Origin of the sequence: Rouxiella badensis, assembly GCF_002093665.1 — a bacterium.
GTDB lineage: Bacteria > Pseudomonadota > Gammaproteobacteria > Enterobacterales > Enterobacteriaceae > Rouxiella > Rouxiella badensis.
In genome coordinates, this window is sequence record NZ_MRWE01000016.1 from 88,866 (window position 1) to 111,597 (window position 22,732).

Genomic DNA, 22,732 nt, shown 5'->3' on the forward strand with positions numbered 1-22,732 from the left:
GAGTGCTGTGCGGCACGTTACCAAGGGTAACGCTGACAGTGCAGCCGCAGCAGGTCTAAGAAACGCCGCGCCGTTAAGGTTAGCGGCGTTTTTTGTGAGTAAACCAGGCAGTATTGCGCCGCCGGCAGGCTGTCGACAGGCAGGCGGCAAAGCTTGTCTTCCATGAAGAACGGCGTCGCCATGGCGTTGCCGACCACCGACAGATAATCCCCGTTCAGCATCATCATCAGCCCGCTAATCAATGAGTCGGTACGGATAGGCGATTTCACCGCGTGGCAGCCGTTTTCCTCCAGCAGGGCAGCAAGCTGCTGGTAATAACCCATGTCCGTCTCGGGAAGCAGCCAGCTTGCCTCTCTCAATTCGCTTAACGACGTGGCCTGCGCCAGCGGATGCTGCCTGCGGGCGACGACGCAGAACGGCGCACTGAACAAGGGCTCGCACACCATGTCTTCGATGGGGAGTCCGACGCCCAGCGTGCCGATGGCGAAATCCAACCTTCCCTCACGCAATGAAGGCAGCAGGGTCGAGAGCTGCGACTCCTTGATATGCAATTTTGCCTGCGGATATTGCGCCGTGAACTCAGTGGCCAGCGCGGGAAAAATGGTCAGCGCCAGCAGCGACGAGAAGCCGACCGCCACCGATCCCTGCGAGAATTGGTTGATTTGCTGTATTTCGTCGGCGGCGCGCTGCAGTTCTTCGAGAATAAACTGCATTCGCTGCGAGAAGGCGCGGCCGGTCTCGGTGAGCGTCATACCCTGCGTGCCGCGAACGATCAGCTGAGTATCGAGGATTTGTTCAAGCTCGCGCAGCGTTCTGCTGACGGCAGGCTGTGACTGATTCATCGCACGCGCCGCCCCGCGAATGCTGCCGCTGCGGATAACTTGCTGAAAAACCTTTAGCTGTTGCAGCTTGGGCAAATATTTCATCTCAGACCCTATCAGTAAAAAGCATCACCCCTCAAAAAATTGCATCTTATGGCTCTGAAGTAAAGCTGCTAGGTTTTTAAGAAGTCGGTAACTGACTGTTAACTGGCATATAAAAATAAACAATTCAGCGCGTTATCTTTTTCTCAGGTCAGGGGTGGCTGCTGGGATATAACATTCGAGGATATCAGTTATGCAAAATCGTTCTTTAATGATTTTCTTACTGTTTTTGGGTTATGTTCTGGTCTACATCGATAAAACCGTGATTGGTTTTGCGCTGTTGCCGATAGGTCGCGAGTTCGATTTAGCCCCTCAGCAACTGGGCTATATCACCGGCATGTTTTTTCTGGCCTATTCGCTGTTTCAGATCCCCGCCGGTTGGCTCAACGACCGCTTCGGCTATAAAAAAGTCCTGGCCTGTTCACTGACGCTGTTGGGCGGCTTTGCGCTGTGCTTCGGGCTGTTGGGTTTTGGTCTGGGTCTGCTGATCACCTTCCGTTTTCTGGCCGGTATCGGGCATTCGGGTTATCCCAGCTCGTGCGCCAAGTCGGTTGTTGCTAACTTCAACGTCGAACAGCGTACTTTCGCGCAATCGATTCTCTTGTCTTCTGCCGGACTGGCGATGACGGTCGGTCCGCTGGTGGCCGTGTACTGTCTGGCGCACGTCGGCTGGCGCGGATCGTTCTCGACCCTGGGCCTGCTGGCCTTCGTGGTGGCCGCTTTCATCCTGTTTTGGGTACCATCGCCGCCGCGTGATTCGGCAACTTCGGCCGCCAACAAGACAGGGAGCTATCTCGCGTTGCTTAAAAATCCTATTGTGCTGGTGCTGTTCGCCGTTAACTTTTGCATCAATATCCCGACCTACGGGCTCATGGCCTGGTTGCCGAAATATCTGGTGCAGCAGCGTGGTTTTTCGCTCGACGTCGCGGGGATAGTCGTTGCGGTAGGGGGGTTGGGTATCTGGATCTCCTCGCTCTCGACGGGCTGGCTGGTGGGGAAATTCATGCAGGGCCGCGAGCCGAAGGTCATCTTGTACAGCTCGCTGCTGAGCGGTGTCTGTATCTGGCTGGTCTACACCTCGAATTCGGTTTACACCGTTTGCCTGTTCTTGTTCTTCGGCAACATTTTCATGATGTCGTCCTTTGTCACCACCTTTACCCTGCCGATGAAACGCCTGCCGACCGAGGTTATGGGCGGGGCTATTGGGCTGCTTAACACCGGGGGGACGTTGGGGGGATTCGTCGCGCCCATCGCGATGGGCTATCTGATTACCCTGACCCATGGCTATGACTCGACCTTTATTTTTCTGACGCTGGTGATGTGGGTCTCGGGCCTGCTGATGTTGCCTTTGCTGTCTAAATCTCGTTTTGCTGCGCGTGATGCAGCCTAGTGAACTGCCCCCATTTTGAGGAAGCCAATAATGACGATTAATTTTGAAGCATTAGTGAGTGAAGTTAACGCAGATGTGGTGCGCTGGCGTCGACATATTCACGCCAATCCTGAGCTGTCCTTTCAGGAGGCGAAAACCGCCGACTATATTGCCGAGCAGCTGTCGGCGATCCCCGGCCTGACTTTGACACGCCTGACGCCAAACAGCGTCATTGCCGAGCTGACTGGCGACAGGTCGGGTCCAATTTACGCGCTGCGTGCAGACATCGACGCACTGCCTATTCAGGAGGAGAGCGACGAGCCGTTCCGTTCAACCAATCCCGGCGTTATGCATGCGTGCGGTCATGACGCTCACGCGGCCATGCTGTTGGGCGCGGCTAAGGTTCTGGCGCAGTGCAAATCCTCGCTCAAAGGTCGCGTGCGATTTATCTTCCAACATGCGGAAGAAGCGCCTCCGGGCGGCGCTCAGGAGCTGGTCAAACTGGGCGTGCTCGACGGTGTGAGTATGATTTTCGGCCTGCATGTTCTGCCTAACTTCGCCACCGGCAAGGTGATTCTGAAAGAGGGCGTGTTCAGCGGTTCGAGCGATAATTTTGACATCATCCTCAAGGGGCGCGGGGGTCATGGCTCAATGCCACACATGTGTATTGATCCTGTGACCGTCGGTGCGGAAGTGGTTACAGCAATGCAGCAGATTGTGGCGCGCAAGCTTAATCCGCAGCATGCCCCGGTACTGACCGTTGCCGTCTTCCAGGCCGGTGAGGTGTATAACGTTATCCCTGATACGGCAAGGTTGGCGGGTACGCTGCGTACCCACAATGCCGAAGTCCGCGAGCGGGTTCCGCAGCTGGTCGAGCAGACGGTGATGGGCATTGCTCAGGCGCACGGTGCTCAGGCTGAGGTGAAATGGACTCGCGGCTATGCGATTGGCAACAACCATGCCGATGCTTGTGCGATTGCGCGTCGCGTGGTGGCGCGTGAAAGGGGAGCAGAGGAATTGATTGAGCTGTCAGAGCCTATTTACGGCAGCGAGGACTTCTCGTCTTATCAGGAGAAAATCCCGGGCTGCTTCCTGTTTATCGGCAGCGGTAATGAAAGTATTGGCGCTACCCACGGTGTCCACCATCCGCGCTTCAAGCTGGATGAAGACGCGCTGGCGATCGGCGTTCAGTTGCACGTCGGGTTTATTCGTGACCTGCTGATCGCCGAGTAAACCACCGTGGGTTTAACGGCAGACGGTTCTCCCGCCGTCTGCCTATTCGATTTTCTTGCCTTCCATCAGCCGCTGCACCAGCGGTCCCATAATCAGCTCCATGGCCAGCCCCATCTTGCCGCCGGGAACCACCAGCGTATTAATGTGCGAGATAAAGGAGCCTTGCAGCATCGCCAGCAGATACGGGTAGTCAATCTGGTCCAGCCCCTGGAAATGAATCACCACGAAGCTCTCGTCGAGTGACGGAATGGCTTTCGCGGCAAAGGGGTTCGAGGTGTCGATGGTCGGCACGCGCTGGAAGTTGATATGGGTTCGGGAAAACTGCGGCGTAATGTAATTGATGTAGTCGTCCATCGATCTGACCACTGAGTCCATAACCGCCTCGCGCGAATGCCCGCGCTCGCCGGTGTCGCGCACCAGTTTCTGGATCCACTCAAGGTTGACGATAGGCACCACGCCGACCAGCAGATCAACGTGTTTCGCGACATCAACCTGATGAGTGACTACGCCGCCGTGCAGGCCCTCGTAGAACAGGATGTCGGTTGGCTCGGGCAGCGCCTGCCAGGGAGTGAAAGTGCCGGGCACCTGGTTATAAGGCACCGCTTCATCATAAGTATGCAGATATTTGCGCGAACGGCCGGTACCGGTTTTACCGTATTCAATGAAGCTCTGCTCAAGCAGCGTGAAGTCGTTGGCTTCGGGGCCAAAGTAGCTAATGTGTCGGCCCAGGTCGCGCGCCTTACGGATGGCAGCGTCCATTTCAGGGCGTGTGAAATGATGAAAGCTGTCGCCTTCAAGAGCGGCAGCGTGCAGGCCAAGCTGTTGAAAAATCTTTCGAAAAGCGACGCTGGTGGTTGTGGTTCCGGCGCCGCTTGAGCCAGTTACGGCAATAACAGGGTGTTTAGCTGACATGGTAATCCCTTCATCTTTCAAATTGCAGTCAACGCATCTGCACCAGGAATCTATTGGGGAAGCCTAATACGCATAATTAAGCTTATTGTTACCATATCTATTCGCTAATTTATACGTCACCGGCGCGAAACTGTCCGCGTGGCATAATATTCAGCGTTTCATGCAGTTCAGACCATACCAGCACCACGTCGCCGCTTTTTAGCTGACGGCGTACGTCTTCCACTTTTTGCTCAAGCGTACGCTCTTGTTCGCCATAGTCGGTGCCTTCGCGCAGTACAAAACCTTCAATTACGCTATCCAGCGTTTCCGGGGCTAACTCTTTCCAGGGGATCATCATCTTAGGTTTATCTTTTCTCAGTCTGTGATTCGGGGATCAGCCGCGGCGCTATCCAGTCGGGAATGCGTTTTTCCAGCCACATTACTGGATTCAGCCAACTGCCGGTAACGAAACCGACGTGACCGCCGTGTTCGGTGAGCTGATATTCTACCCCAGGCGGTAGATCCTGTGCGTTCGGAATCACCGCATCCGTCATGAACGGGTCGTCCTTCGCGTGAATGATCAGCAGCGGCACTTTGACCCTCGGCAGCCGCGGCATTCCGCTACAGCGTCGATAATAGTCTAGCGCGTTTTGGAAACCGTGGGCGCGCGAGGTAATGGCGTCGTCGAACTCGCGGATACGCCGCATCGATTTTAGTTGCTCGAGCGTCACCGGCAGCGTGCCCGGATATTTAATCAGCTTGCGTCGGGCGTTGGCCTTGAGCTGGTCCAGCAGGTAGCGCTGATAAAAGCGTGACGAGCCTTTCTCGAGGCGATAGGCGCAGGGTTCGAGCATCAGTGGCGCAGAGACGATGACCGCCGCCTGTAAACGGCAGTTCTCGCCCTCCTCGCCAAGATAACAGGCCAGCATATTGCCGCCCAGCGAAAAACCGACGGCGGCGGTTGGGGCATCACCGTAGGTCTCGCTCAACCAGTTAAGGAAGAAGCGGGCGTCTTCCGTTTCACCGGAATGATAGATGCGCTTAAGTCGATTAGGTTCTCCGCTACAGCCGCGAAAATGCATCACCACACCGAGGCCGCCTTTGTTTTTCCACGCCGCTAATAGCCCGTGGGCATAGGGGCTGCTAAAGCCGCCTTCAAGCCCGTGAAACAGCACCATACGCGGCTTGTGGCGGGCAGACTGCGGGTCTTCACTCCAGGCCAAATCGATAAAGTCGCCGTCGGGTAAATCGAGCCGTTGCCACACCGGTTTGAGTTTGACGCGCCGCCTGAACAAACGCGGCAGCAAGGTTTGCAAGTGCGGATTGCTAGCGCCGCGCAGGGGAAGAAAATGATGAGCCATATTTTCTGAAAAAAATCCTGTTCAGTAAGCTTGTACTACCAATAGCACACTGATAGCTTCACTGCTAATCGCACAATAGTTGGAGGTGAGGAGCACCTGTTAAATGGAACTTAGTTTATTTCTTTCGATGCTTGGATTTTTATGGGTAGCGGCAATTACGCCCGGCCCAAATAATATGTTGTTAACGACCTCGGGTGCGAACTTTGGTTTTATGCGTTCACTCCTGCTGATGATAGGCATCATGTTGGGCATGCAGAGCATTCTGCTGCTGGTTGCCTTCGGCGTTGGCGGGTTAATCCTGATTTATCCTACCCTACACACGGTATTAAAGGTTCTCGGTAGCCTTTATCTGCTGTGGCTGGCGTGGAAGATTGGCACCTCAGCCTATGAGACACTCGAAACTGACGCCCCGCCACCCAAGCCTATTCGTCTGTATCAGGGATGGCTGCTTCAGTTCCTGAATCCCAAGGCCTGGCTGATGGGACTCGGGGCGGTTGCCAGCTTCAGCCTCGCCGGAGCGGCCTACAACCACTCTATTGCGGCTATCAGCTTGGGTATGTTCCTGGTCAATCTGGTTTCAGGCATTATCTGGCTGGGTTTCGGCACCGTGATCGGTCGACTGCTGCACAGCCGCCGAGCGTGGTACACCTTCAACATCGCCATGGGGCTGCTCACTGCCGCCTGCGTGTTGTTGATTTGGCGATAATTATCGACCCGGCTCGATAAATAACGGTCATCCGCGAGGGTGGCCGTTTTGCTTTTGTATCCCACCGTGCCTGCGTTATAAATCCCATATATTCCTTTTGGTTATTAAAGGTAATTTTTAATTACTTTAAATGCTTCCTGCGCTCAGCTAAAAATTCTCTACAAACCCGAATAAAAACGACTCATCACTCTTGTGGAGCATTTATCGATGGCAAACCGTTCAATTTTGCGTGGCGCAGCACTGCTGCTGTCACTGACCGCACTCAGCGCACACGCGGTAGACGTCACCGTGGCCTATCAGACCTCCGCCGAACCGGCCAAGGTGGCGCAGGCCGAGAACACCTTTGCGAAAGAATCCGGTGCCAAGGTGGACTGGCGTAAATTTGACAGCGGTTCAAGCGTACTGCGCGCGCTGGCCTCGGGCGATGTGCAGATCGGGAATATCGGCTCCAGCCCGCTCGCCGTTGCCGCCAGCCAGAAACTGCCTATCGAAGCCTTCCTGCTGGCCTCGGAGTTAGGCAGCTCTGAAGCCTTCGTGGTGAAGAAAAGCATCAACAGCCCACAGGACTTGATAGGCAAACGCATCGCCGTACCGTTCATCTCCACGACGCACTACAGCCTGCTGGCTGCGCTGAAACACTGGGGCATCGATCCTAAGAAAGTTACCATCGTTAATCTACAGCCACCGGCCATTGCCGCCGCCTGGGCTCGCGGAGACATCGACGGCGCCTATGTCTGGGCACCGGCGGTGAACGAATTGGAAAAAACCGGCAAGGTGTTGACCGACTCCTCTCAGGTGGGCAAATGGGGTTCGCCGACGCTTGACGTTTGGGTGGTCCGTAAAGACTTCGCCCAGGCGCATCCTGAAGTGGTCACCGCTTTTGCCCGTGCCGCACTGGGCGCACAGAAATCTTATCTGCAAAACCCTGACCAGTGGCTGAAGGACACCTCGAATCTGAACACGCTGTCGCGCCTGAGCGGGGTACCGGATGACCAAATTGCCGAGCTGGTAAAAGGTAACCGTTATCTGCCGGTCAGCGAGCAGGTGACGCAATTGGGTCAGCCGGTCGATAAAGCCATCAAAGATACGGCCAGCTTCCTGAAAGAACAGGGCAAAGTGGACCAGGTAGACGCCGACTACAGCAGCTACGTGACCAACAAGTTTGTTAAGGCCGTTCAGGCCAGCCCGCAGTCCTAAGGAGAAAGACATGCTTCAGGTTTCTCAACTTTCCGCCGAGTATCAGGGTAATCCGGTACTGCATGATATTTCCCTGCAGATAGATGCCGGGCAGCTGGTGGTGGTGCTAGGGCCGTCGGGCTGTGGCAAAACCACGCTGCTCAATCTGATTGCCGGATTTACCGCGCCGAGCGGTGGGTCGATAAGCCTGGACGGTTTGCCGGTTAACGCACCCGGTGCGGAGCGCGGCGTGGTCTTCCAACACGAGGGGCTGCTGCCGTGGCGTGACGTACAAAGTAACGTCGAGTTTGGCCTGCAGCTCGCCGGCGTCGATAAACACCAGCGTCGGCAGACGGCGGAACGGATGCTCGCCAAGGTTGGACTCTCGGGGTATGAGAATCACAAACTGTGGCAGCTTTCCGGCGGTATGCGTCAGCGCGTGGGCATTGCCCGTGCACTGGCTGCCGATCCTCGCCTGCTGCTGCTCGACGAGCCCTTCGGCGCGCTCGACGCCTTTACCCGCGAACAGATGCAGGAGCTGTTGCTCAAGATCTGGCGCGATAGCGGCAAACAAATCTTCCTGATTACCCACGACATTGAGGAAGCGATATTCCTCGCCAGTGAACTGCTGCTGCTCTCTCCGGGGCCGGGTAGAGTACTGGAACGCATCTCGCTGGACTTCGGACAGCGCTACGCCGACGGTGAATCATGCCGTAGCATCAAGTCATCGCCGGAATTCATTCAACGGCGCGAGTACGTGCTCAGCCAGGTATTTGAACATCGTGGAGGCCTGCTATGAGCGCAGAACCTGTTCTGAAAACACTCGTGCGCGAGAAGGGTAAAACGTCAAAAGGCAGGTCGCTGCCGCGTAACGTGCGTCTGAGCATAGGTACACTGGTGACGCTGTTGTTTATCTGGTGGGCCGTCACGGCGCTCAAGTGGATCCCGCCGCTGTTTCTGCCTGCACCGCAGCAGGTGCTGCATCAGCTGATTACCATTGCCAGTCCGCAGGGCTTCATGGACGCCACGCTGTGGCAGCACCTTGCGGCCAGCCTCACGCGCATTGTTATTGCCCTGTTGGCGGCGGTGGTGGTGGGAGTACCTGTCGGGATTGCCATGGGGCTGAATGAAACGCTGCGCGGCATTCTGGACCCGTTAATCGAACTTTATCGCCCCGTTCCTCCACTGGCGTATCTCCCGCTGATGGTTATTTGGTTTGGTATCGGTGAAACCTCGAAAATTCTGCTGATTTATCTGGCAATTTTCGCGCCGGTGGCGATGTCGGCGCTGGCCGGCGTTCGCAGCGCCTCAAAGGTCCGCATTCGGGCCGCGCAGGCGTTGGGCGCAAGCCGTTGGCAGGTGCTGCGCTATGTGATTCTGCCCGGTGCGCTGCCTGAAATTCTCACCGGCGTTCGCATCGGACTCGGGGTGGGGTGGTCAACGCTGGTCGCCGCCGAGCTTATTGCGGCAACGCGGGGATTAGGTTTTATGGTTCAGTCGGCCGGAGAGTTTCTGGCCACTGATGTGGTTATTGCCGGGATAAGCGTTATCGCGCTGATTGCCTGTGCGCTTGAACTGGGGTTGCGTTATCTGCAACGCAAACTGACCCCCTGGCACGGAGAACAACAATGAACGAACGTCTCAAAATTACCCCGCTAGGGCCGCACATCGGCGCGCTGGTGGAGGATGTGTCGCTTAGCCGTCCATTATCCGACGCACAGTTTGAACAGCTCTATCATGCGCTGCTCAAGTATCAGGTGTTGTTTGCCCGCGATCAGCCGATCACCCCGGTTCAGCAGCGTGCGCTGGCGGCACAGTTTGGTGATCTGCACATCCACCCTGTCTATCCGCAGACGCCGGAGGCGCAGGAAATCATTATTTTCGATACTCACGACAACAATCCGCCGGATAACGATAACTGGCACACTGACGTGACCTTTATCGAGACCCCGCCTTTGGGGGCCATACTGGCGGCCAAGACGCTGCCCTCTACCGGCGGTGACACCCTGTGGGCCAGCGGCATTGCGGCCTATGAGGCGCTGTCTGAACCCTTCAGGAAGCTGCTGGCCGGTTTGCAGGCTGAGCATGATTTCACCAAGTCGTTCCAGGAGTACAAATACCGTAAAACGCCGGAAGAACATCAGCAGTGGCTGGAGGCCAAAGAGAAGAACCCGCCGTTGCTGCATCCGGTTATCCGCACGCATCCGGTGTCTGGCCGGCAGGCGCTGTTTGTGAATGAGGGATTCACTACCCGCATCGTGGGACTTGAAGAAAAAGAGAGTGCGGCGATCCTCGAGTTCCTGTTCCGCCATATCACCAAACCGGAGTTCCAGGTGCGCTGGCGTTGGCAGGAGAACGATATCGCGATTTGGGATAACCGTATCACGCAGCACTACGCTAATGCGGACTACTTACCGCAGCGGCGTATCATGCATCGGGCGACGATCCTCGGGGATAAACCTTTCTATAAGGCTTCGTAACCTCATAGCCTGAAGAGATGTCGGGGGCACGGACGCGCCCCCGCATTAAGAAGGCTCAAGCGCCGGCGTTAAATTCCTGCGCCAACTGCTCAAGCTGTTCCTGCGCATCGAGCCAGGTCATCTCGACCTCTTCCAGCTCGCCTTTCACCTTGATCTGCTGTTGCAGGCAGGCGGTCAGGTCGGCCTTGCGGCTGCTGTCATAAATTGCCGAGTCGGCCAGCTTCTCTTCGACGCTCGCCAGTTCGCTGCTCAGCTTGTCCATCTGTTTTTCCAGTGTGGTTATCTGTTTACGCAGCGGTTGAGTCTGGTTGCGGAAATCGGCTTCACGACGTTTTTGGTCTTTGCGTGACTGCGCACTGTTGGCACCGGCGTCTTTTTCCGGTGTGTCCTGCTGGCTTTCCTGACGCTGAATATCGACCAGCCACTGCTGGTAGTCTTCGAGGTCGCCGTCGAACTGCTCGACCTTACCGCCATGGACCAGATACAGGTCGTCGGTGGTGGAGCGCAGAAGGTGGCGGTCGTGCGATACCACCACCATCGCGCCTTCGAAGTCGATCAGCGCCTCGGTCAGCGCTTGACGCATGTCGAGGTCAAGGTGGTTAGTCGGTTCGTCGAGCAGCAGCAGGTTAGGGCGCTGCCACACGATCAGCGCCAGCACCAGACGGGCTTTCTCGCCGCCGGAGAAGCGCTCGGTCTTCTCGGTCACTTTGTCACCCTGGAAGCCGAAGCCGCCGAGGTAGTCACGCAGCTGCTGTTCGGTTTGCTTGTCTGCCAGTCGCACCAGATGCTGTAACGGGGAGTCTTCGGCACGCAGGAACTCGAGCTGATGCTGGGCGAAGTAGCCGAGCTTCACGCCTTTCGCCAGACCAATATCGCCAGCAAGCGGCGGCATGGTACCCGCAAGTAGCTTAATCAGGGTCGATTTACCCGCGCCATTGCGGCCGAGCAGGCCGATACGCGAGCCGGGAACCAGATTGAGCTTGATAGAATCGAGGATGACGTTGTCGTCATAGCCCGCGCTAACTTTTTCCATACGCAGCAGCGGGTCGGGCAGACTTTCCGGCGACCTGAAACTAAAATGAAAAGGGTTGTCGACGTGGGCCGGGGCAATCAGCTCCATGCGTTCCAGCATTTTGATACGACTCTGTGCCTGCTTGGCCTTGGTGGCCTGAGCGCGGAAGCGGTCGATATAGCTTTGCAGGTGTGCCACCTTTTCCTGCTGATGTTCGAACAGTGACTGCTGCTGGGCGAGTTTGGTCGCGCGCTGGCGTTCAAACGACGAATAGTTACCGGTGTATTCGTTTAAGGTCTGCTGTTCGATGTGCAGGATTTTATCGACGATCGGGTCGAGGAAGTCTCGGTCGTGGGAAATCAGCACCAGTGTACCGTTATAGTTCTTCAGCCATTTTTCCAGCCAGATAACGGCGTCCAGATCGAGGTGGTTGGTCGGTTCGTCGAGCAGCAGCAGGTCGGAGCGGCAGATAAGTGCCTGCGCCAGGTTGAGGCGCATACGCCAGCCGCCGGAGAAGGATTTTACCGGCTGTTGCAGCTGATTCTGCGTAAAGCCGAGCCCGCTGAGCAGGCTGGCGGCACGTGCCGGAATGGTCCAGGCCTGAATGGCGTCGAGCTTACCGTGCAACGTCGCGATGGCGTGGCCGTCGTCGCGCTCGTTGGCGGCTTTGAGCTCGGACTCCAGCTGACGAAACTCACGATCGCCGTCGATAACATACTCAACCGCGGGAACGTCTAGTGCCGGAGTTTCCTGATTTACCCAGGCCAGTGCCCAGTTTGACGGAAACGTCAGGTTGCCCGCATCGGCGCTCATTTCGTTTTTCAACAGGGAAATCAGGGTTGATTTACCGCAGCCGTTTTTTCCTACCAGTCCGACTTTCTGACCCGGATTGATAGTGGCAGATGCATTGTCAAGCAGGACATTGGTGCCACGCCTGATTTGTAACGATGAGAAAACTATCATAAAGCGCCGTCTGTTTAGGGTATGTTAAATTAACTGTCACGAGCATGAGTTAAACAAGACGTATAAAACGTCCTATTTGGTATTTGCGAAGCATGGTAGCTGAAAAACGGCACCCTGACGACGCTTTGGAGGTATTGATGTCGCAGCCACCTAAGGTTTTGCTGCTTTACGCTCACCCGGAGTCACCCGATTCGGTCGCCAACCGCGTATTACTCGACAAGGCACGCAAGCTGGACAACGTTACCGTTCACGATCTGTACGCCCATTATCCTGATTTTTTTATCGATATTCACCGCGAACAGCAACTGCTGCGTGACCATAAAGTGATTGTTTTTCAACATCCTCTGTATACCTATAGCTGTCCGGCACTGCTCAAGGAGTGGATGGACCGCGTACTCGCCCGTGGCTTTGCCAGCGGTGCGGGCGGGACGGCGCTGAGCGGCAAGTACTGGCGTTCGGTTATTACCACCGGCGAGCCGGAGGGCGCGTACCGGGTGGGGGGATACAATCGCTACAAAATGAGTGACATTCTGCGGCCCTTTGAGCTAACCGCCGCCATGTGCCACATGCACTGGATGACGCCGATTCTTATTTACTGGGCGCGACGTCAGCAGCCGGAAATGTTGGCCAGCCACGCCGAGGCCTACGCGGAATGGCTACAGTCTCCTGTCCCACATGGAGGGGTTTAACTATCGACAGCTCTAATTTACCGACAGCGATACTGCTGTTCCTGTTTGCCGCCGTGGTCGCGGTGCCGATAGCCCAACGCCTGGGGATTGGCGCGGTATTAGGCTACCTGCTGGCCGGCATTGCCATCGGCCCTTGGGGCTTGGGCTTTATTCGCGACGTCGACGAGATTCTGCATTTTTCCGAGCTCGGTGTCGTGTTCCTGATGTTTATCATCGGGTTGGAGCTGAATCCCGGCAAGCTGTGGCAGCTGCGGCGACAGATATTTGGCGTTGGGGCCGGTCAGGTCATTCTCACCGCGCTGGTGCTGGGCGGCCTGCTGTATCTGACACACTTCGCCTGGCAGGCGGCGGTGATAGGCGGCATCGGTCTGGCGATGTCCTCGACCGCGATGGCGCTTCAGCTGATGCAGGACAAAGGCATGACGCGCAACGAGGGCGGACAGCTCGGTTTTGCGGTGCTGCTGTTTCAGGATATCGCTGTTATCCCGGCATTGGCGCTAATCCCCGTGCTGGCGGGCACCTCTTCCGGCGGTAATGACTGGGCGATGATCGGCATGAAGGTGCTGGCATTTGTCGGCATGCTGGTCGGCGGGCGCTATCTGCTGCGGCCGATCTTTCGTCTTATTGTGGCCTCCGGCGTGCGCGAGGTGTTTACCGCTGCCGCCCTGTTGACGGTGCTTGGCGCGGCGCTGTTCATGCAGGAGCTTGGTTTCTCGATGGCGCTAGGCACCTTCATCGCCGGGATACTGCTGGCGGAAAGCGAATACCAGCACGAACTGGAAATCGCTATCGAGCCTTTTAAGGGACTGCTGCTTGGCCTGTTCTTTATTTCTGTCGGCATGGCGCTGAATCTTGGCGTGCTTTACACCAATATTTTGCTGGTGCTGGCGAGCGTCATCTTGCTGGTGATGGTCAAGGGCGGTGTGCTCTATCTATTGGCCCGGGTGTTTGGCCTGCGCACCTCGGTGCGATTACAGTTTGCGGCGGTGCTAAGTCAGGGCGGAGAATTCGCCTTCGTTCTGTTCTCTGCCGCCGGGGCGCTGAAGGTTATCTCTTCGACACAGCTTTCCCTGCTGTTGGTCATTGTCACGCTGTCGATGATGACCACGCCGCTGCTGCTCAAATACGTCGACCGGATTCTGGTGCGCCGCTATAACGCGCAGGAGGAGAGTGACGAGAAGCATTTCGTCGAGGATAACGAGCCGCAGGTGATCATCGTCGGCTTTGGGCGTTTTGGTCAGGTTGTCGGTCGCCTGTTGATGGCCAACAAGATGCGTATCACCGTGCTCGAGCGCGATATCAGCGCCGTGAGCCTGATGCGCAGCTTTGGTTATCAGGTGTATTACGGCGATGCGACCAAGCTCGAACTCATGCGTGCCGCTGGCGCAGAGAAGGCCAGGTCCATCGTTATCACCTGTAATGAACCGCAGGATACGATGGAAATCGTCCGACTGTGTCAGGAGCATTTCCCGCATCTGAATATTCTGGCTCGTGCGCGCGGGCGCGTTGAGGCGCACGAGCTGCTGCAGGCCGGTGTTCAGAACTTCTCGCGTGAAACTTTCTCGAGTGCGCTTGAACTGGGTAAAAAGACGCTCATTACGCTCGGTATGCATCCTCACAGCGCCTACCGTGCGCAGCAGCATTTCCGCCGTCTGGATATGCGCATGCTGCGTGAATTGGTGCCGCAGGTGCAGGGCGATGTGGCGCAAATTTCCCGTGTGAAAGAGGCGCGTCGCGAGCTGGAAGATATCTTCGAAAGTGAAATGCATAATGAACGCCGGCAGCTCGACGGCTGGGACGATGACGAATAGCGCCGCAAGGCGTACCATGACAGAAGTTTCCGAATATTTTTTGTAAAGGATTCCATCCGGCGAGGCGGCTACGGGCGTCTCGTGGTGGAGATTCATGAGAGGCAAGAAATGGCTACAACGCGTAAACGTTTTATCGCCGGTGCGGTATGCCCTGAGTGTAAAGCACTGGATACACTGATGTTATGGCAGGAAGATCAGGTCGAAGTGGTGGAATGTGCCAAGTGCGGGCACCACAAACGTCAGACCGATGAGCAGGTCACCAAGCACGTTCGAGGCGAAGAGCAGGTAATTGGAATCTTCCATCCCGAGTAGTGCTATCCCGCGCCTTTTTTTATGCTGTTCGGTACAGAGGCGCGGTTTTCCGCTACAATATTTCGCAAAATACAGTGTTCCGCAAAGTACAATCTTTGACGAAATCAAGTTTTCAACGGTAGGAGTTATCATGAAAGTATCAAAAGACCTGGTTGTCAGCGTTGCGTATCAGGTACGTACAGAAGACGGTGTGCTGGTTGACGAATCACCGGTTAGCGCACCACTGGACTACCTGCACGGTCACGGCTCGCTGATTTCCGGTCTGGAAAGCGCGCTGGAAGGCCATGCGGTTGGCGATCGTTTTGACGTGCACGTGGGCGCTAACGAAGCTTATGGTAACTACGACGAGAACCTGGTTCAGCGCGTTCCTAAAGACGTGTTCATGGGCGTAGACGAGCTGGAAGTGGGCATGCGTTTCCTGGCTGATACCGATCAGGGTCCTGTTCCAGTAGAAATCACCGAAGTTGACGGCGACCACGTTGTGGTTGACGGTAACCACATGCTGGCCGGTCAGAACCTGAACTTCAACGTTGAAGTTGTGGCTATCCGTGAAGCAACCGAAGAAGAACTGGCTCACGGCCACGTTCACGGTGAGCACGGTCACGACCACGACCACGACCACGATCACGGCCATGACCACGGTCAGGGCGGTTGTGGTACCGGCGGTTGCGGCTGCAGCCACTAATCGATAAAGGCCGATTAATGAAAAAAGGCGACCCCGGGGTCGCCTTTTTTATTGCTTCATTTAGCTCTCAATAGTGCGGCGGCGGGGTTTCTTCCGACGCATCGGCAATCATTGAAGGCTGTGAAGCACGCAGCCTGTCAGTCAACAGGCGCAGGTGGTCATGCAGTCGGCTCATTTCCAGCTGATGCGAGGTCACTATCTGATTCAGCTCCTCAATGGTCACTTCCTGAAAAGCCAGTTTGCTTTCCAGCGCTTCAAGCCGCTGTTCGAAGTTATGTTGGTCCATAATTTTTGCCTGTAATGCCGCTTAGGTGCCGCCTGATAAGGATAGGCTGTCAGAATGACAGAGTTTGCGCCATATTCTACCCGCAATCATCAGAAAAAACTCAGAGTTAGCCGTTTTGTGGTGACTTCAGAAACTTATTGAAGCAAAAAAGGTCTCATTTAGGCGCGTTCGATTAGTATAGCGATTGTCATGCATTGACACGGACAGTTATATTAACCGGCGAACTTTCGTATTGTTACTTGAGGTAAGAGCCTCAAGTCTTGGAGAAATGGATGAAATCACTGTTTAAAGTAACGCTGTTAGCTACCACGATGGCTCTTGCCCTGGGCGCAACTCAGGCCATGGCAGCAGATGCTGCAAAAGCGACTGATTCGACTGCAGCTGCACCAGCGGCTTCAGCACCAGCTACTACCAACCCACAATTCAAAAACGACGATGAGCAGGCTGCTTACGCTCTGGGTGCTTCATTGGGTCGTTACATGGACAATTCCCTGAAAGAACAAGAAAAACTGGGCATCAAACTGGATAAAGACCAGCTGATCGCCGGTGTTCAGGACGCGTTCGCGAACAAGAGCAAGCTGTCTGACGCAGACATCGAAAAGACCCTGCAAAGCTTCGAAGCTAAAGTAAAAGCTTCTGCCCAGCAGAAAATGGAAGCAGACGCTAAAGCCAACGAAGACAAAGGCGATAAATTCCGCGCTGACTTCGCTAAAGAAAAAGGCGTGAAGAAAACTGAGTCAGGCCTGCTGTATCAGGTTGAGAAACCAGGTACCGGCGCTACGCCAAAAGACAGCGACACCGTAGTTGTGAACTACAAAGGTACCCTGGTTGACGGCACCGAGTTCGACAACTCTTACACCCGCGGCGAGCCACTGTCCTTCCGTCTTGACGGCGTTATTCCAGGCTGGACCGAAGGTCTGAAGCACGTTAAGAAAGGCGGAAAAATCAAGCTGGTTATCCCACCGGCTCTGGCCTACGGTAAAACTGGCGTCCCAGGTATCCCTGCCAACTCTACTCTGGTATTCGAAGTAGAATTGCTGGATATCAAACCGGCTCCAAAAGCTGACGCGAAAGATGCGACCAAACCGGCTGACGCTGACGCTGCTAAATCAGAATAATTTTTTCTGATTTTTGCCCAAGAAAACCGTCGCTTATGCGGCGGTTTTTTTTTACCGTCATCTTTGTGAGCGCTTCCTCCCCATTTTTACTGGGGTTACTCTATGATGATAGCTTGACGACTTTATCGCTCGAGCTTAACGTCAATAACTTGAATAATCGTAGGCACCTTTTTCGCTGCAGCTTTGTTACATTAGGGCCTGCTGAGATTGATTGAACGGAGAGCCTCATTCCAGATGATGAGTGAGCTCACGATGTAGAGGGTGGTAGCTTCAATGTCTAATTCGCTTTTAAATGGCGAAACCGGTGAACTGGATTTGCTGGACCAACGTCCTTTTAGTGCAACCGACCATGAAATCCTGACCTCCTACGAGGCGGTGGTAGACGGTTTGGCCATGCTGATTGGGCAACACTGTGAAATAGTTCTGCATTCTCTGGAAGATCTGAAATGCTCGGCTATTCGAATCGCCAATGGGGAACATACCGGTCGCAAGATAGGCTCGCCTATCACCGATTTGGCGCTGCGCATGCTGCACGATATGACGGGCGCAGACAGCAATGTCTCTAAAGCCTATTTTACCCGTGCAAAAAGTGGCGTGCTGATGAAGTCGGTCACTATCGCCATTCGCAACCGCGATCAGCGTGTGATCGGTTTACTGTGTATCAACATGAACCTCGACGTGCCGTTCTCGCAGATCATGCAAACCTTTATGCCGCCGGAAACGCAGGACGTCTCGCCTTCCGTCAACTTTGCCTCCTCCGTGGACGATCTCGTCGCGCAAACGCTCGAGTTCACCATCGAAGAAGTCAACGCGGACCGTAACGTCACTAACAATGCCAAGAATCGTCAGGTGGTACTCAACCTGTATGAGAAGGGCATTTTTGATATTAAAGACGCAATCAACCAGGTTGCCGACCGCCTGAATATCTCCAAACATACGGTTTATCTGTATATTCGCCAGTTCAAAAGCGGCGAGCCGTTGGGGAATTAGCGTTGACATTGCGATACAGCATTTTGGTCACTGGGGCGCCGTATGGCACCCAGCAGGCCAGCGCAGCCTATCAGTTTGCTCTGGCGCTTCTCGCCCGTGGACACAAACTCGACAGCGTTTTTTTCTATCGTGAAGGTGTGCTTAACGGCAACCGGCTGACCTCACCGGCTTCCGACGAATTTGACCTGGTGCGCGCATGGCAGCAGTTGGCCCACGCCCATGAGGTTGAACTTAATGTCTGCGTCGCCGCCGCGCTGCGTCGCGGGGTGATGGACGCCGATGAGGCCACCCACCATGAAGACAAATATCCCAATCTGCAGCCAGGTTTCGCGTTGACCGGATTAGGCAGTCTCGCGGAAGCCGCGTTGGTCTGCGATCGGCTGATACAGTTTTAAGCGTCAGGAACAGGCCGAAACATGAAGGCAGAAAACCAAGTAAAAAGAGTGGCCTTTGTGTTTTCACAAGGACCACACGGCACGTCTGCCGGCAGAGAAGGGTTGGACGCACTGCTCGCGACCTCGGCGCTCAGTGAAGACATTGGCGTCTTTTTCGTGGCCGACGGTGTGCTGCAGCTGCTCAAGGGCCAGCAGCCGGAAAAAATTTTAGCGCGTGATTATATTGCTACTTATGGCGTATTGCCGCTTTATGACGTTGAACAATGCTTTATCTGTGGCGCATCTGCACAGGAGCGTGGGCTGGCAGAATATGACGATTGGGTGCTGGATGTAGAACGGCTCTCACCTGATGTATTGCGCCAGAAGCTGGCTTCCTATGACGTTGTCATAACTTTTTGATCGGGAAAAGACTATGCTTTTTACCCTTGCCCGTTCTCCTCAACAATGTGATTTACCGGCACTTATGCGCCTGGTGAGTGACACGGATGCCTTACTGCTTATGCAGGACGGTGTGACGGCCGCGCTTGAAAACAGCCTGGCACAGTCCCATATATCTGTTCTGACTTGTCCGGTGTATGTGCTCAGCGAAGACCTGCAGGCCCGCGGCCTGTCTGGTCAAATTTCACACAAAGTGACGCCGATCGACTATACTGGATTCGTTGATTTGACCGAGAAGCATCGCCAACACGTCGCATGGTGATTTCGCGAATTGTTGTATATTTCTTGACACTTTCACGGGTCAGCAATAAAATTCTGCGTCCCATATTGGCATCTGCCGATCGTGGGTCGATTTATCACGTGTTTACAAAGTAGTTTACGAAACAAAATCCAGGAGCTTTTTAATGGCAACAATTAATCAGCTGGTACGCAAACCACGCTCTACGAAGGTTGCTAAAAGCAACGTTCCAGCGCTGGAAGCTTGCCCGCAGAAACGTGGCGTTTGTACCCGTGTGTACACCACCACTCCAAAAAAACCAAACTCCGCACTGCGTAAAGTATGTCGCGTTCGTTTGACTAACGGTTTTGAAGTTACCTCCTACATCGGCGGTGAAGGTCATAACCTGCAGGAACACTCCGTGATCCTCATCCGTGGCGGTCGTGTAAAAGACTTGCCAGGTGTGCGTTACCACACCGTTCGCGGCGCACTGGACTGTTCAGGCGTTAAAGACCGTAAGCAGTCTCGTTCTAAATACGGCGTTAAAAAGCCGAAGTCTTAATGGTTCTCCGTTAAGTAAGGCCAAACATTTTCACATTACTGTCAAAATAAACTCATAGAGTTTTGGACAATCCTGAATTAACAACGGAGTATTCCCATGCCACGTCGTCGCGTCATTGGTCAACGTAAAATTCTGCCAGATCCTAAGTTCGGGTCCGAACTGCTGGCTAAATTCGTAAATATCCTGATGGTAGATGGTAAAAAATCTACTGCAGAAGCAATCGTCTACAACGCACTTGAGACCCTGGCTCAACGTAGCGGTAAAGACAGCCTGGAAGCTTTCGAAGTCGCTCTGGACAACGTCCGTCCGACCGTCGAAGTTAAGTCCCGCCGCGTTGGTGGTTCTACTTATCAGGTTCCAGTTGAAGTACGTCCGGTTCGTCGTAATGCTCTGGCAATGCGTTGGATCGTTGAAGCTGCTCGTAAACGCGGTGATAAATCCATGGCTCTGCGCCTGGCGAACGAACTTTCTGATGCAGCAGACAACAAAGGTACTGCTGTTAAGAAACGTGAAGACGTTCACCGTATGGCCGAAGCCAACAAGGCGTTCGCCCACTACCGCTGGTAATTACCCGCTGTAGATACCCCAAGATTTCAACTTGCAGAAAGACGGCAGTTGGAAGACCCCCGGGAATTTACATGGTTAATGGACCGGGGTGAGCGAAACGGCTTACGCATCTGCGATTTGAAAGATTGCGGGTATATGCTAAACAAGCGGGCGCTGGCAACAGTTAGCCCGTTTGGATTAACTGAACTTGAACGCCCTAGTAATAGAGGAATCAAATGGCTCGTAAAACACCCATTGAGCGTTACCGTAACATTGGTATCAGCGCTCACATCGACGCCGGTAAAACGACGACTACCGAACGTGTTCTGTTCTACACCGGTGTAAACCACAAGATCGGTGAAGTACACGACGGCGCAGCAACCATGGACTGGATGGAGCAGGAGCAGGAACGTGGTATTACCATCACGTCTGCTGCGACTACCTGTTACTGGTCTGGTATGGCTAAGCAGTTCGAACCACACCACATCAACATCATCGACACCCCAGGACACGTTGACTTCACCATCGAAGTTGAACGTTCTATGCGTGTTCTTGATGGCGCAGTAATGGTTTACTGTGCTGTTGGCGGCGTTCAGCCACAGTCTGAAACCGTATGGCGTCAAGCTAACAAATATAAAGTTCCTCGTATCGCGTTCGTTAACAAAATGGACCGTATGGGTGCTAACTTCCTGAAAGTTGTTGGTCAGATCGAACAGCGTCTGAATGCAACTCCGGTTCCTCTGCAGCTGGCTATCGGCGCAGAAGAGAAATTCACCGGCGTTGTTGACCTTGTCAAGATGAAAGCAATCAACTGGAACGAAGAAGATCAGGGCGTGACCTTCGAATACGAAGAGATCCCAGCTGATATGCAAGAACTGGCTGAAGAATGGCGCCAGAAACTGGTTGAAGCCGCTGCTGAAGGTTCTGACGAGCTGATGGAGAAATTCTTTGGTGGCGAAGAGCTGACCGAAGAAGAGATCAAAGCTTCTCTGCGTAAGCGCGTTCTGAACAACGAAGTAATCCTGGTTACCTGTGGTTCTGCGTTTAAAAACAAAGGCGTACAGGCAATGCTGGATGCTGTTGTTGAGTATCTGCCAGCACCAACCGACGTTGAAGCTATCAACGGTATGTTGGACGACGGTAAAGACACTCCAGCAGTTCGCCATTCTGACGACAAAGAGCCGTTCTCTGCTCTGGCGTTCAAAATCGCTACTGACCCATTCGTGGGTAACTTGACGTTCTTCCGTGTTTACTCCGGTCTCGTCAACTCAGGTGACACTGTATTTAACCCAGTGAAATCTCAGCGTGAACGTCTGGGTCGTATCGTTCAGATGCACGCTAACAAGCGTGAAGAAATTAAAGAAGTTCGTGCAGGCGATATCGCTGCAGCGATCGGTCTGAAAGACGTGACTACTGGTGATACCCTGTGTGATCCGGACAACGTGATCATTCTTGAGCGTATGGAATTCCCAGAGCCGGTAATCTCCGTAGCTGTAGAACCAAAAACCAAAGCTGACCAAGAAAAAATGGGTCTGGCTCTGGGCCGTCTGGCTAAAGAAGACCCATCATTCCGCGTTTGGACTGATGAAGAATCTGGTCAGACAATCATCGCAGGTATGGGTGAGCTTCACCTGGACATCCTGGTTGACCGTATGCGTCGCGAATTCAACGTTGAAGCTAACGTTGGTAAGCCGCAGGTAGCCTACCGTGAAGCGATTCGCGCCAAAGTTACCGACATCGAAGGTAAACACGCCAAGCAGTCTGGTGGTCGTGGTCAGTACGGTCATGTTGTTATCGACATGTACCCACTCGAGCCGGGTGTTAACCCTAAAGGCTACGAGTTTGTCAACGAAATCAAAGGCGGTGTAATTCCTGGTGAATTCATCGGTGCGATTGACAAAGGCATCCAGGAGCAGCTGAAATCTGGCCCGCTGGCTGGTTACCCGGTAGTGGACATGGGCGTGCGTCTGCACTTCGGTTCTTACCATGACGTTGACTCCTCTGAACTGGCGTTTAAACTGGCAGCATCTATCGCCTTTAAAGATGGCTTTAAGAAAGCAAAACCTGTGCTTCTTGAACCAATCATGAAGGTTGAAGTAGAAACTCCAGAAGAGAACACTGGTGACGTTATCGGTGACCTTAGCCGTCGTCGTGGTATGCTGAAAGGCCAAGAATCTAACGCGACTGGCGTTGTGATTCACGCTGAAGTTCCGCTTTCCGAGATGTTCGGTTATGCAACTCAGCTGCGTTCACTGACCAAAGGTCGTGCATCTTACTCCATGGAATTCCTGAAGTATGATGACGCGCCAAGCAACGTTGCACAGGCCGTAATCGAAGCCCGTGGTAAATAAGCCTAGGTTTTTAACACAATGATCCCGTGCTCTCTCCTTGAGGGGAGAGCACAATAGTAAGGAATATATCCGTGTCTAAAGAAAAATTTGAACGTTCCAAACCGCACGTCAACGTTGGTACTATCGGCCACGTTGACCACGGTAAAACTACCCTGACTGCTGCTATCACCACCGTTCTGGCTAAAACCTACGGCGGTTCTGCTCGTGCATTCGACCAG

26 protein-coding genes are annotated in these 22,732 nt (G+C 54.3%); 20 read left to right on the plus strand and 6 right to left on the minus strand.

The annotated features are described in order from the left end of the window. Positions 1-17 precede the first annotated feature (17 nt). The gene (locus BS640_RS11375; protein ID WP_017493597.1) at positions 18-926 is read right to left on the minus strand and encodes a LysR substrate-binding domain-containing protein; all 909 of its coding nucleotides are present in this window, start codon (positions 924-926) and stop codon (positions 18-20) included. 190 nt (positions 927-1,116) lie between these two features. Here BS640_RS11375 and BS640_RS11380 point away from each other — a divergent pair, with 190 nt between their 5' ends. After that, entirely contained in the window at positions 1,117-2,313 is a 1,197-nt protein-coding gene (locus BS640_RS11380) for an MFS transporter (RefSeq protein WP_084912597.1), read from the plus strand. 30 nt (positions 2,314-2,343) lie between these two features. Continuing rightward, on the plus strand, positions 2,344-3,525 hold the full coding sequence (locus tag BS640_RS11385) for an amidohydrolase (RefSeq protein ID WP_084912598.1): 1,182 nt from the start codon (positions 2,344-2,346) through the stop codon (positions 3,523-3,525). 42 nt (positions 3,526-3,567) lie between these two features. On the opposite strand, the gene BS640_RS11390 is transcribed toward BS640_RS11385, so the two are convergent. The 3 genes from BS640_RS11390 to BS640_RS11400 all read right to left on the minus strand — a co-directional run bounded on the left by BS640_RS11390 (position 3,568) and on the right by BS640_RS11400 (position 5,777). Next, positions 3,568-4,437 carry a phosphoribulokinase gene (locus BS640_RS11390; RefSeq protein ID WP_017493680.1) on the minus strand — a complete coding sequence of 290 codons (870 nt, stop codon included), beginning with the start codon at positions 4,435-4,437 and terminating at the stop codon, positions 3,568-3,570. A gap of 109 nt (positions 4,438-4,546) precedes the next feature. Next, the gene (locus tag BS640_RS11395; protein ID WP_017493679.1) at positions 4,547-4,774 is read right to left on the minus strand and encodes a YheU family protein; all 228 of its coding nucleotides are present in this window, start codon (positions 4,772-4,774) and stop codon (positions 4,547-4,549) included. A 7-nt stretch (positions 4,775-4,781) separates the two neighbouring features. Beyond that, on the minus strand, positions 4,782-5,777 hold the full coding sequence (locus BS640_RS11400; protein ID WP_017493678.1) for a hydrolase: 996 nt from the start codon (positions 5,775-5,777) through the stop codon (positions 4,782-4,784). Positions 5,778-5,880: 103 nt separating this feature from the next. Here BS640_RS11400 and BS640_RS11405 point away from each other — a divergent pair, with 103 nt between their 5' ends. The 5 genes from BS640_RS11405 (at position 5,881) to tauD (ending at position 10,139) form a co-directional block, all read left to right on the plus strand. Continuing rightward, positions 5,881-6,483, plus strand: coding sequence for a LysE family translocator (locus tag BS640_RS11405; RefSeq protein WP_017493677.1), 603 nt, complete (start codon positions 5,881-5,883; stop codon positions 6,481-6,483). Positions 6,484-6,690: 207 nt separating this feature from the next. Beyond that, positions 6,691-7,680 (plus strand): taurine ABC transporter substrate-binding protein, encoded by a 990-nt coding sequence (gene tauA / locus BS640_RS11410; RefSeq protein ID WP_017493676.1) that lies wholly within the window; start codon positions 6,691-6,693, stop codon positions 7,678-7,680. A 10-nt stretch (positions 7,681-7,690) separates the two neighbouring features. Continuing rightward, positions 7,691-8,458, plus strand: a complete 768-nt coding sequence (gene tauB / locus BS640_RS11415) for a taurine ABC transporter ATP-binding subunit (RefSeq protein WP_017493675.1) — start codon at positions 7,691-7,693, stop codon at positions 8,456-8,458. Next, positions 8,455-9,291: a taurine ABC transporter permease TauC gene (tauC, locus tag BS640_RS11420; protein ID WP_017493674.1), complete on the plus strand. Its 837-nt coding sequence runs from the start codon at positions 8,455-8,457 to the stop codon at positions 9,289-9,291. The genes tauB and tauC overlap by 4 nt, the downstream gene beginning before the upstream one ends. After that, a complete protein-coding gene (tauD, locus tag BS640_RS11425; RefSeq protein WP_017493673.1) occupies positions 9,288-10,139 on the plus strand; it encodes a taurine dioxygenase in 852 nt (283 codons plus the stop codon). The genes tauC and tauD overlap by 4 nt, the downstream gene beginning before the upstream one ends. A 55-nt stretch (positions 10,140-10,194) precedes the next feature. Here the strand turns inward: tauD and BS640_RS11430 are convergent, their stop codons facing one another. Continuing rightward, positions 10,195-12,114, minus strand: coding sequence for an ABC transporter ATP-binding protein (locus BS640_RS11430; RefSeq protein WP_084912599.1), 1,920 nt, complete (start codon positions 12,112-12,114; stop codon positions 10,195-10,197). 137 nt (positions 12,115-12,251) lie between these two features. Between BS640_RS11430 and kefG the strand changes: the two genes are divergently transcribed. From kefG to slyD, 4 genes are all read left to right on the plus strand, one after another. Further along, positions 12,252-12,803, plus strand: coding sequence for a glutathione-regulated potassium-efflux system ancillary protein KefG (gene kefG, locus BS640_RS11435; RefSeq protein WP_017493671.1), 552 nt, complete (start codon positions 12,252-12,254; stop codon positions 12,801-12,803). After that, positions 12,767-14,614 (plus strand): glutathione-regulated potassium-efflux system protein KefB, encoded by a 1,848-nt coding sequence (gene kefB / locus BS640_RS11440; protein ID WP_390896440.1) that lies wholly within the window; start codon positions 12,767-12,769, stop codon positions 14,612-14,614. Before kefG ends, kefB begins: the two co-directional genes overlap by 37 nt. Before the next feature lie 108 nt (positions 14,615-14,722). Beyond that, positions 14,723-14,926 (plus strand): YheV family putative zinc ribbon protein, encoded by a 204-nt coding sequence (locus BS640_RS11445; RefSeq protein ID WP_017493669.1) that lies wholly within the window; start codon positions 14,723-14,725, stop codon positions 14,924-14,926. Between the two features lie 130 nt (positions 14,927-15,056). After that, positions 15,057-15,611: a peptidylprolyl isomerase gene (slyD, locus tag BS640_RS11450; RefSeq protein ID WP_084912600.1), complete on the plus strand. Its 555-nt coding sequence runs from the start codon at positions 15,057-15,059 to the stop codon at positions 15,609-15,611. A gap of 67 nt (positions 15,612-15,678) precedes the next feature. Here the strand turns inward: slyD and BS640_RS11455 are convergent, their stop codons facing one another. Beyond that, complete coding sequence (locus tag BS640_RS11455; protein WP_017493667.1) at positions 15,679-15,897, minus strand: protein SlyX; 219 nt, start codon at positions 15,895-15,897, stop codon at positions 15,679-15,681. A 272-nt stretch (positions 15,898-16,169) separates the two neighbouring features. Between BS640_RS11455 and fkpA the strand changes: the two genes are divergently transcribed. The 9 genes from fkpA to BS640_RS11500 form a co-directional block, all read left to right on the plus strand. After that, entirely contained in the window at positions 16,170-17,015 is an 846-nt protein-coding gene (fkpA, locus tag BS640_RS11460) for an FKBP-type peptidyl-prolyl cis-trans isomerase (RefSeq protein ID WP_017493666.1), read from the plus strand. A 273-nt stretch (positions 17,016-17,288) separates the two neighbouring features. Further along, entirely contained in the window at positions 17,289-18,005 is a 717-nt protein-coding gene (locus BS640_RS11465; RefSeq protein ID WP_017494305.1) for a helix-turn-helix transcriptional regulator, read from the plus strand. A gap of 2 nt (positions 18,006-18,007) precedes the next feature. Beyond that, a complete protein-coding gene (gene tusD, locus BS640_RS11470; RefSeq protein WP_017494306.1) occupies positions 18,008-18,400 on the plus strand; it encodes a sulfurtransferase complex subunit TusD in 393 nt (130 codons plus the stop codon). A 21-nt stretch (positions 18,401-18,421) separates the two neighbouring features. Then, positions 18,422-18,799: a sulfurtransferase complex subunit TusC gene (gene tusC, locus BS640_RS11475; protein ID WP_084912601.1), complete on the plus strand. Its 378-nt coding sequence runs from the start codon at positions 18,422-18,424 to the stop codon at positions 18,797-18,799. Positions 18,800-18,812: 13 nt separating this feature from the next. Beyond that, on the plus strand, positions 18,813-19,100 hold the full coding sequence (tusB, locus tag BS640_RS11480; RefSeq protein ID WP_017494308.1) for a sulfurtransferase complex subunit TusB: 288 nt from the start codon (positions 18,813-18,815) through the stop codon (positions 19,098-19,100). A gap of 142 nt (positions 19,101-19,242) precedes the next feature. Beyond that, positions 19,243-19,617 (plus strand): 30S ribosomal protein S12, encoded by a 375-nt coding sequence (gene rpsL / locus BS640_RS11485; protein ID WP_013573668.1) that lies wholly within the window; start codon positions 19,243-19,245, stop codon positions 19,615-19,617. 96 nt (positions 19,618-19,713) lie between these two features. Then, positions 19,714-20,184, plus strand: coding sequence for a 30S ribosomal protein S7 (gene rpsG / locus BS640_RS11490; protein ID WP_009638962.1), 471 nt, complete (start codon positions 19,714-19,716; stop codon positions 20,182-20,184). 215 nt (positions 20,185-20,399) lie between these two features. Beyond that, positions 20,400-22,514 (plus strand): elongation factor G, encoded by a 2,115-nt coding sequence (fusA, locus tag BS640_RS11495; RefSeq protein WP_017494309.1) that lies wholly within the window; start codon positions 20,400-20,402, stop codon positions 22,512-22,514. A gap of 71 nt (positions 22,515-22,585) precedes the next feature. Next, on the plus strand, positions 22,586-22,732 hold a 147-nt coding region (locus BS640_RS11500; RefSeq protein WP_227989775.1), incomplete at its 3' end, for a GTP-binding protein.

Bases quoted from the DNA above. Each gene is read 5' to 3' on its own strand.
- BS640_RS11395 (WP_017493679.1), bottom strand. From the start codon at position 4,774: ATGATGATCCCCTGGAAAGAGTTAGCCCCGGAAACGCTGGATAGCGTA.
- BS640_RS11465 (WP_017494305.1), top strand. From the start codon at position 17,289: ATGTCTAATTCGCTTTTAAATGGCGAAACCGGTGAACTGGATTTGCTG.
- tauA (WP_017493676.1), top strand. From the start codon at position 6,691: ATGGCAAACCGTTCAATTTTGCGTGGCGCAGCACTGCTGCTGTCACTG.
- kefG (WP_017493671.1), top strand. From the start codon at position 12,252: ATGTCGCAGCCACCTAAGGTTTTGCTGCTTTACGCTCACCCGGAGTCA.
- rpsL (WP_013573668.1), top strand. From the start codon at position 19,243: ATGGCAACAATTAATCAGCTGGTACGCAAACCACGCTCTACGAAGGTT.
- tauD (WP_017493673.1), top strand. From the start codon at position 9,288: ATGAACGAACGTCTCAAAATTACCCCGCTAGGGCCGCACATCGGCGCG.
- BS640_RS11390 (WP_017493680.1), bottom strand. From the start codon at position 4,437: ATGTCAGCTAAACACCCTGTTATTGCCGTAACTGGCTCAAGCGGCGCC.
- BS640_RS11380 (WP_084912597.1), top strand. From the start codon at position 1,117: ATGCAAAATCGTTCTTTAATGATTTTCTTACTGTTTTTGGGTTATGTT.
- fkpA (WP_017493666.1), top strand. From the start codon at position 16,170: ATGAAATCACTGTTTAAAGTAACGCTGTTAGCTACCACGATGGCTCTT.
- fusA (WP_017494309.1), top strand. From the start codon at position 20,400: ATGGCTCGTAAAACACCCATTGAGCGTTACCGTAACATTGGTATCAGC.
- tauC (WP_017493674.1), top strand. From the start codon at position 8,455: ATGAGCGCAGAACCTGTTCTGAAAACACTCGTGCGCGAGAAGGGTAAA.
- tauB (WP_017493675.1), top strand. From the start codon at position 7,691: ATGCTTCAGGTTTCTCAACTTTCCGCCGAGTATCAGGGTAATCCGGTA.
- slyD (WP_084912600.1), top strand. From the start codon at position 15,057: ATGAAAGTATCAAAAGACCTGGTTGTCAGCGTTGCGTATCAGGTACGT.
- BS640_RS11445 (WP_017493669.1), top strand. From the start codon at position 14,723: ATGGCTACAACGCGTAAACGTTTTATCGCCGGTGCGGTATGCCCTGAG.
- BS640_RS11430 (WP_084912599.1), bottom strand. From the start codon at position 12,114: ATGATAGTTTTCTCATCGTTACAAATCAGGCGTGGCACCAATGTCCTG.
- BS640_RS11400 (WP_017493678.1), bottom strand. From the start codon at position 5,777: ATGGCTCATCATTTTCTTCCCCTGCGCGGCGCTAGCAATCCGCACTTG.
- BS640_RS11455 (WP_017493667.1), bottom strand. From the start codon at position 15,897: ATGGACCAACATAACTTCGAACAGCGGCTTGAAGCGCTGGAAAGCAAA.
- kefB (WP_390896440.1), top strand. From the start codon at position 12,767: ATGGCTACAGTCTCCTGTCCCACATGGAGGGGTTTAACTATCGACAGC.
- tusC (WP_084912601.1), top strand. From the start codon at position 18,422: ATGAAGGCAGAAAACCAAGTAAAAAGAGTGGCCTTTGTGTTTTCACAA.
- rpsG (WP_009638962.1), top strand. From the start codon at position 19,714: ATGCCACGTCGTCGCGTCATTGGTCAACGTAAAATTCTGCCAGATCCT.
- BS640_RS11385 (WP_084912598.1), top strand. From the start codon at position 2,344: ATGACGATTAATTTTGAAGCATTAGTGAGTGAAGTTAACGCAGATGTG.
- BS640_RS11375 (WP_017493597.1), bottom strand. From the start codon at position 926: ATGAAATATTTGCCCAAGCTGCAACAGCTAAAGGTTTTTCAGCAAGTT.
- tusB (WP_017494308.1), top strand. From the start codon at position 18,813: ATGCTTTTTACCCTTGCCCGTTCTCCTCAACAATGTGATTTACCGGCA.
- BS640_RS11405 (WP_017493677.1), top strand. From the start codon at position 5,881: ATGGAACTTAGTTTATTTCTTTCGATGCTTGGATTTTTATGGGTAGCG.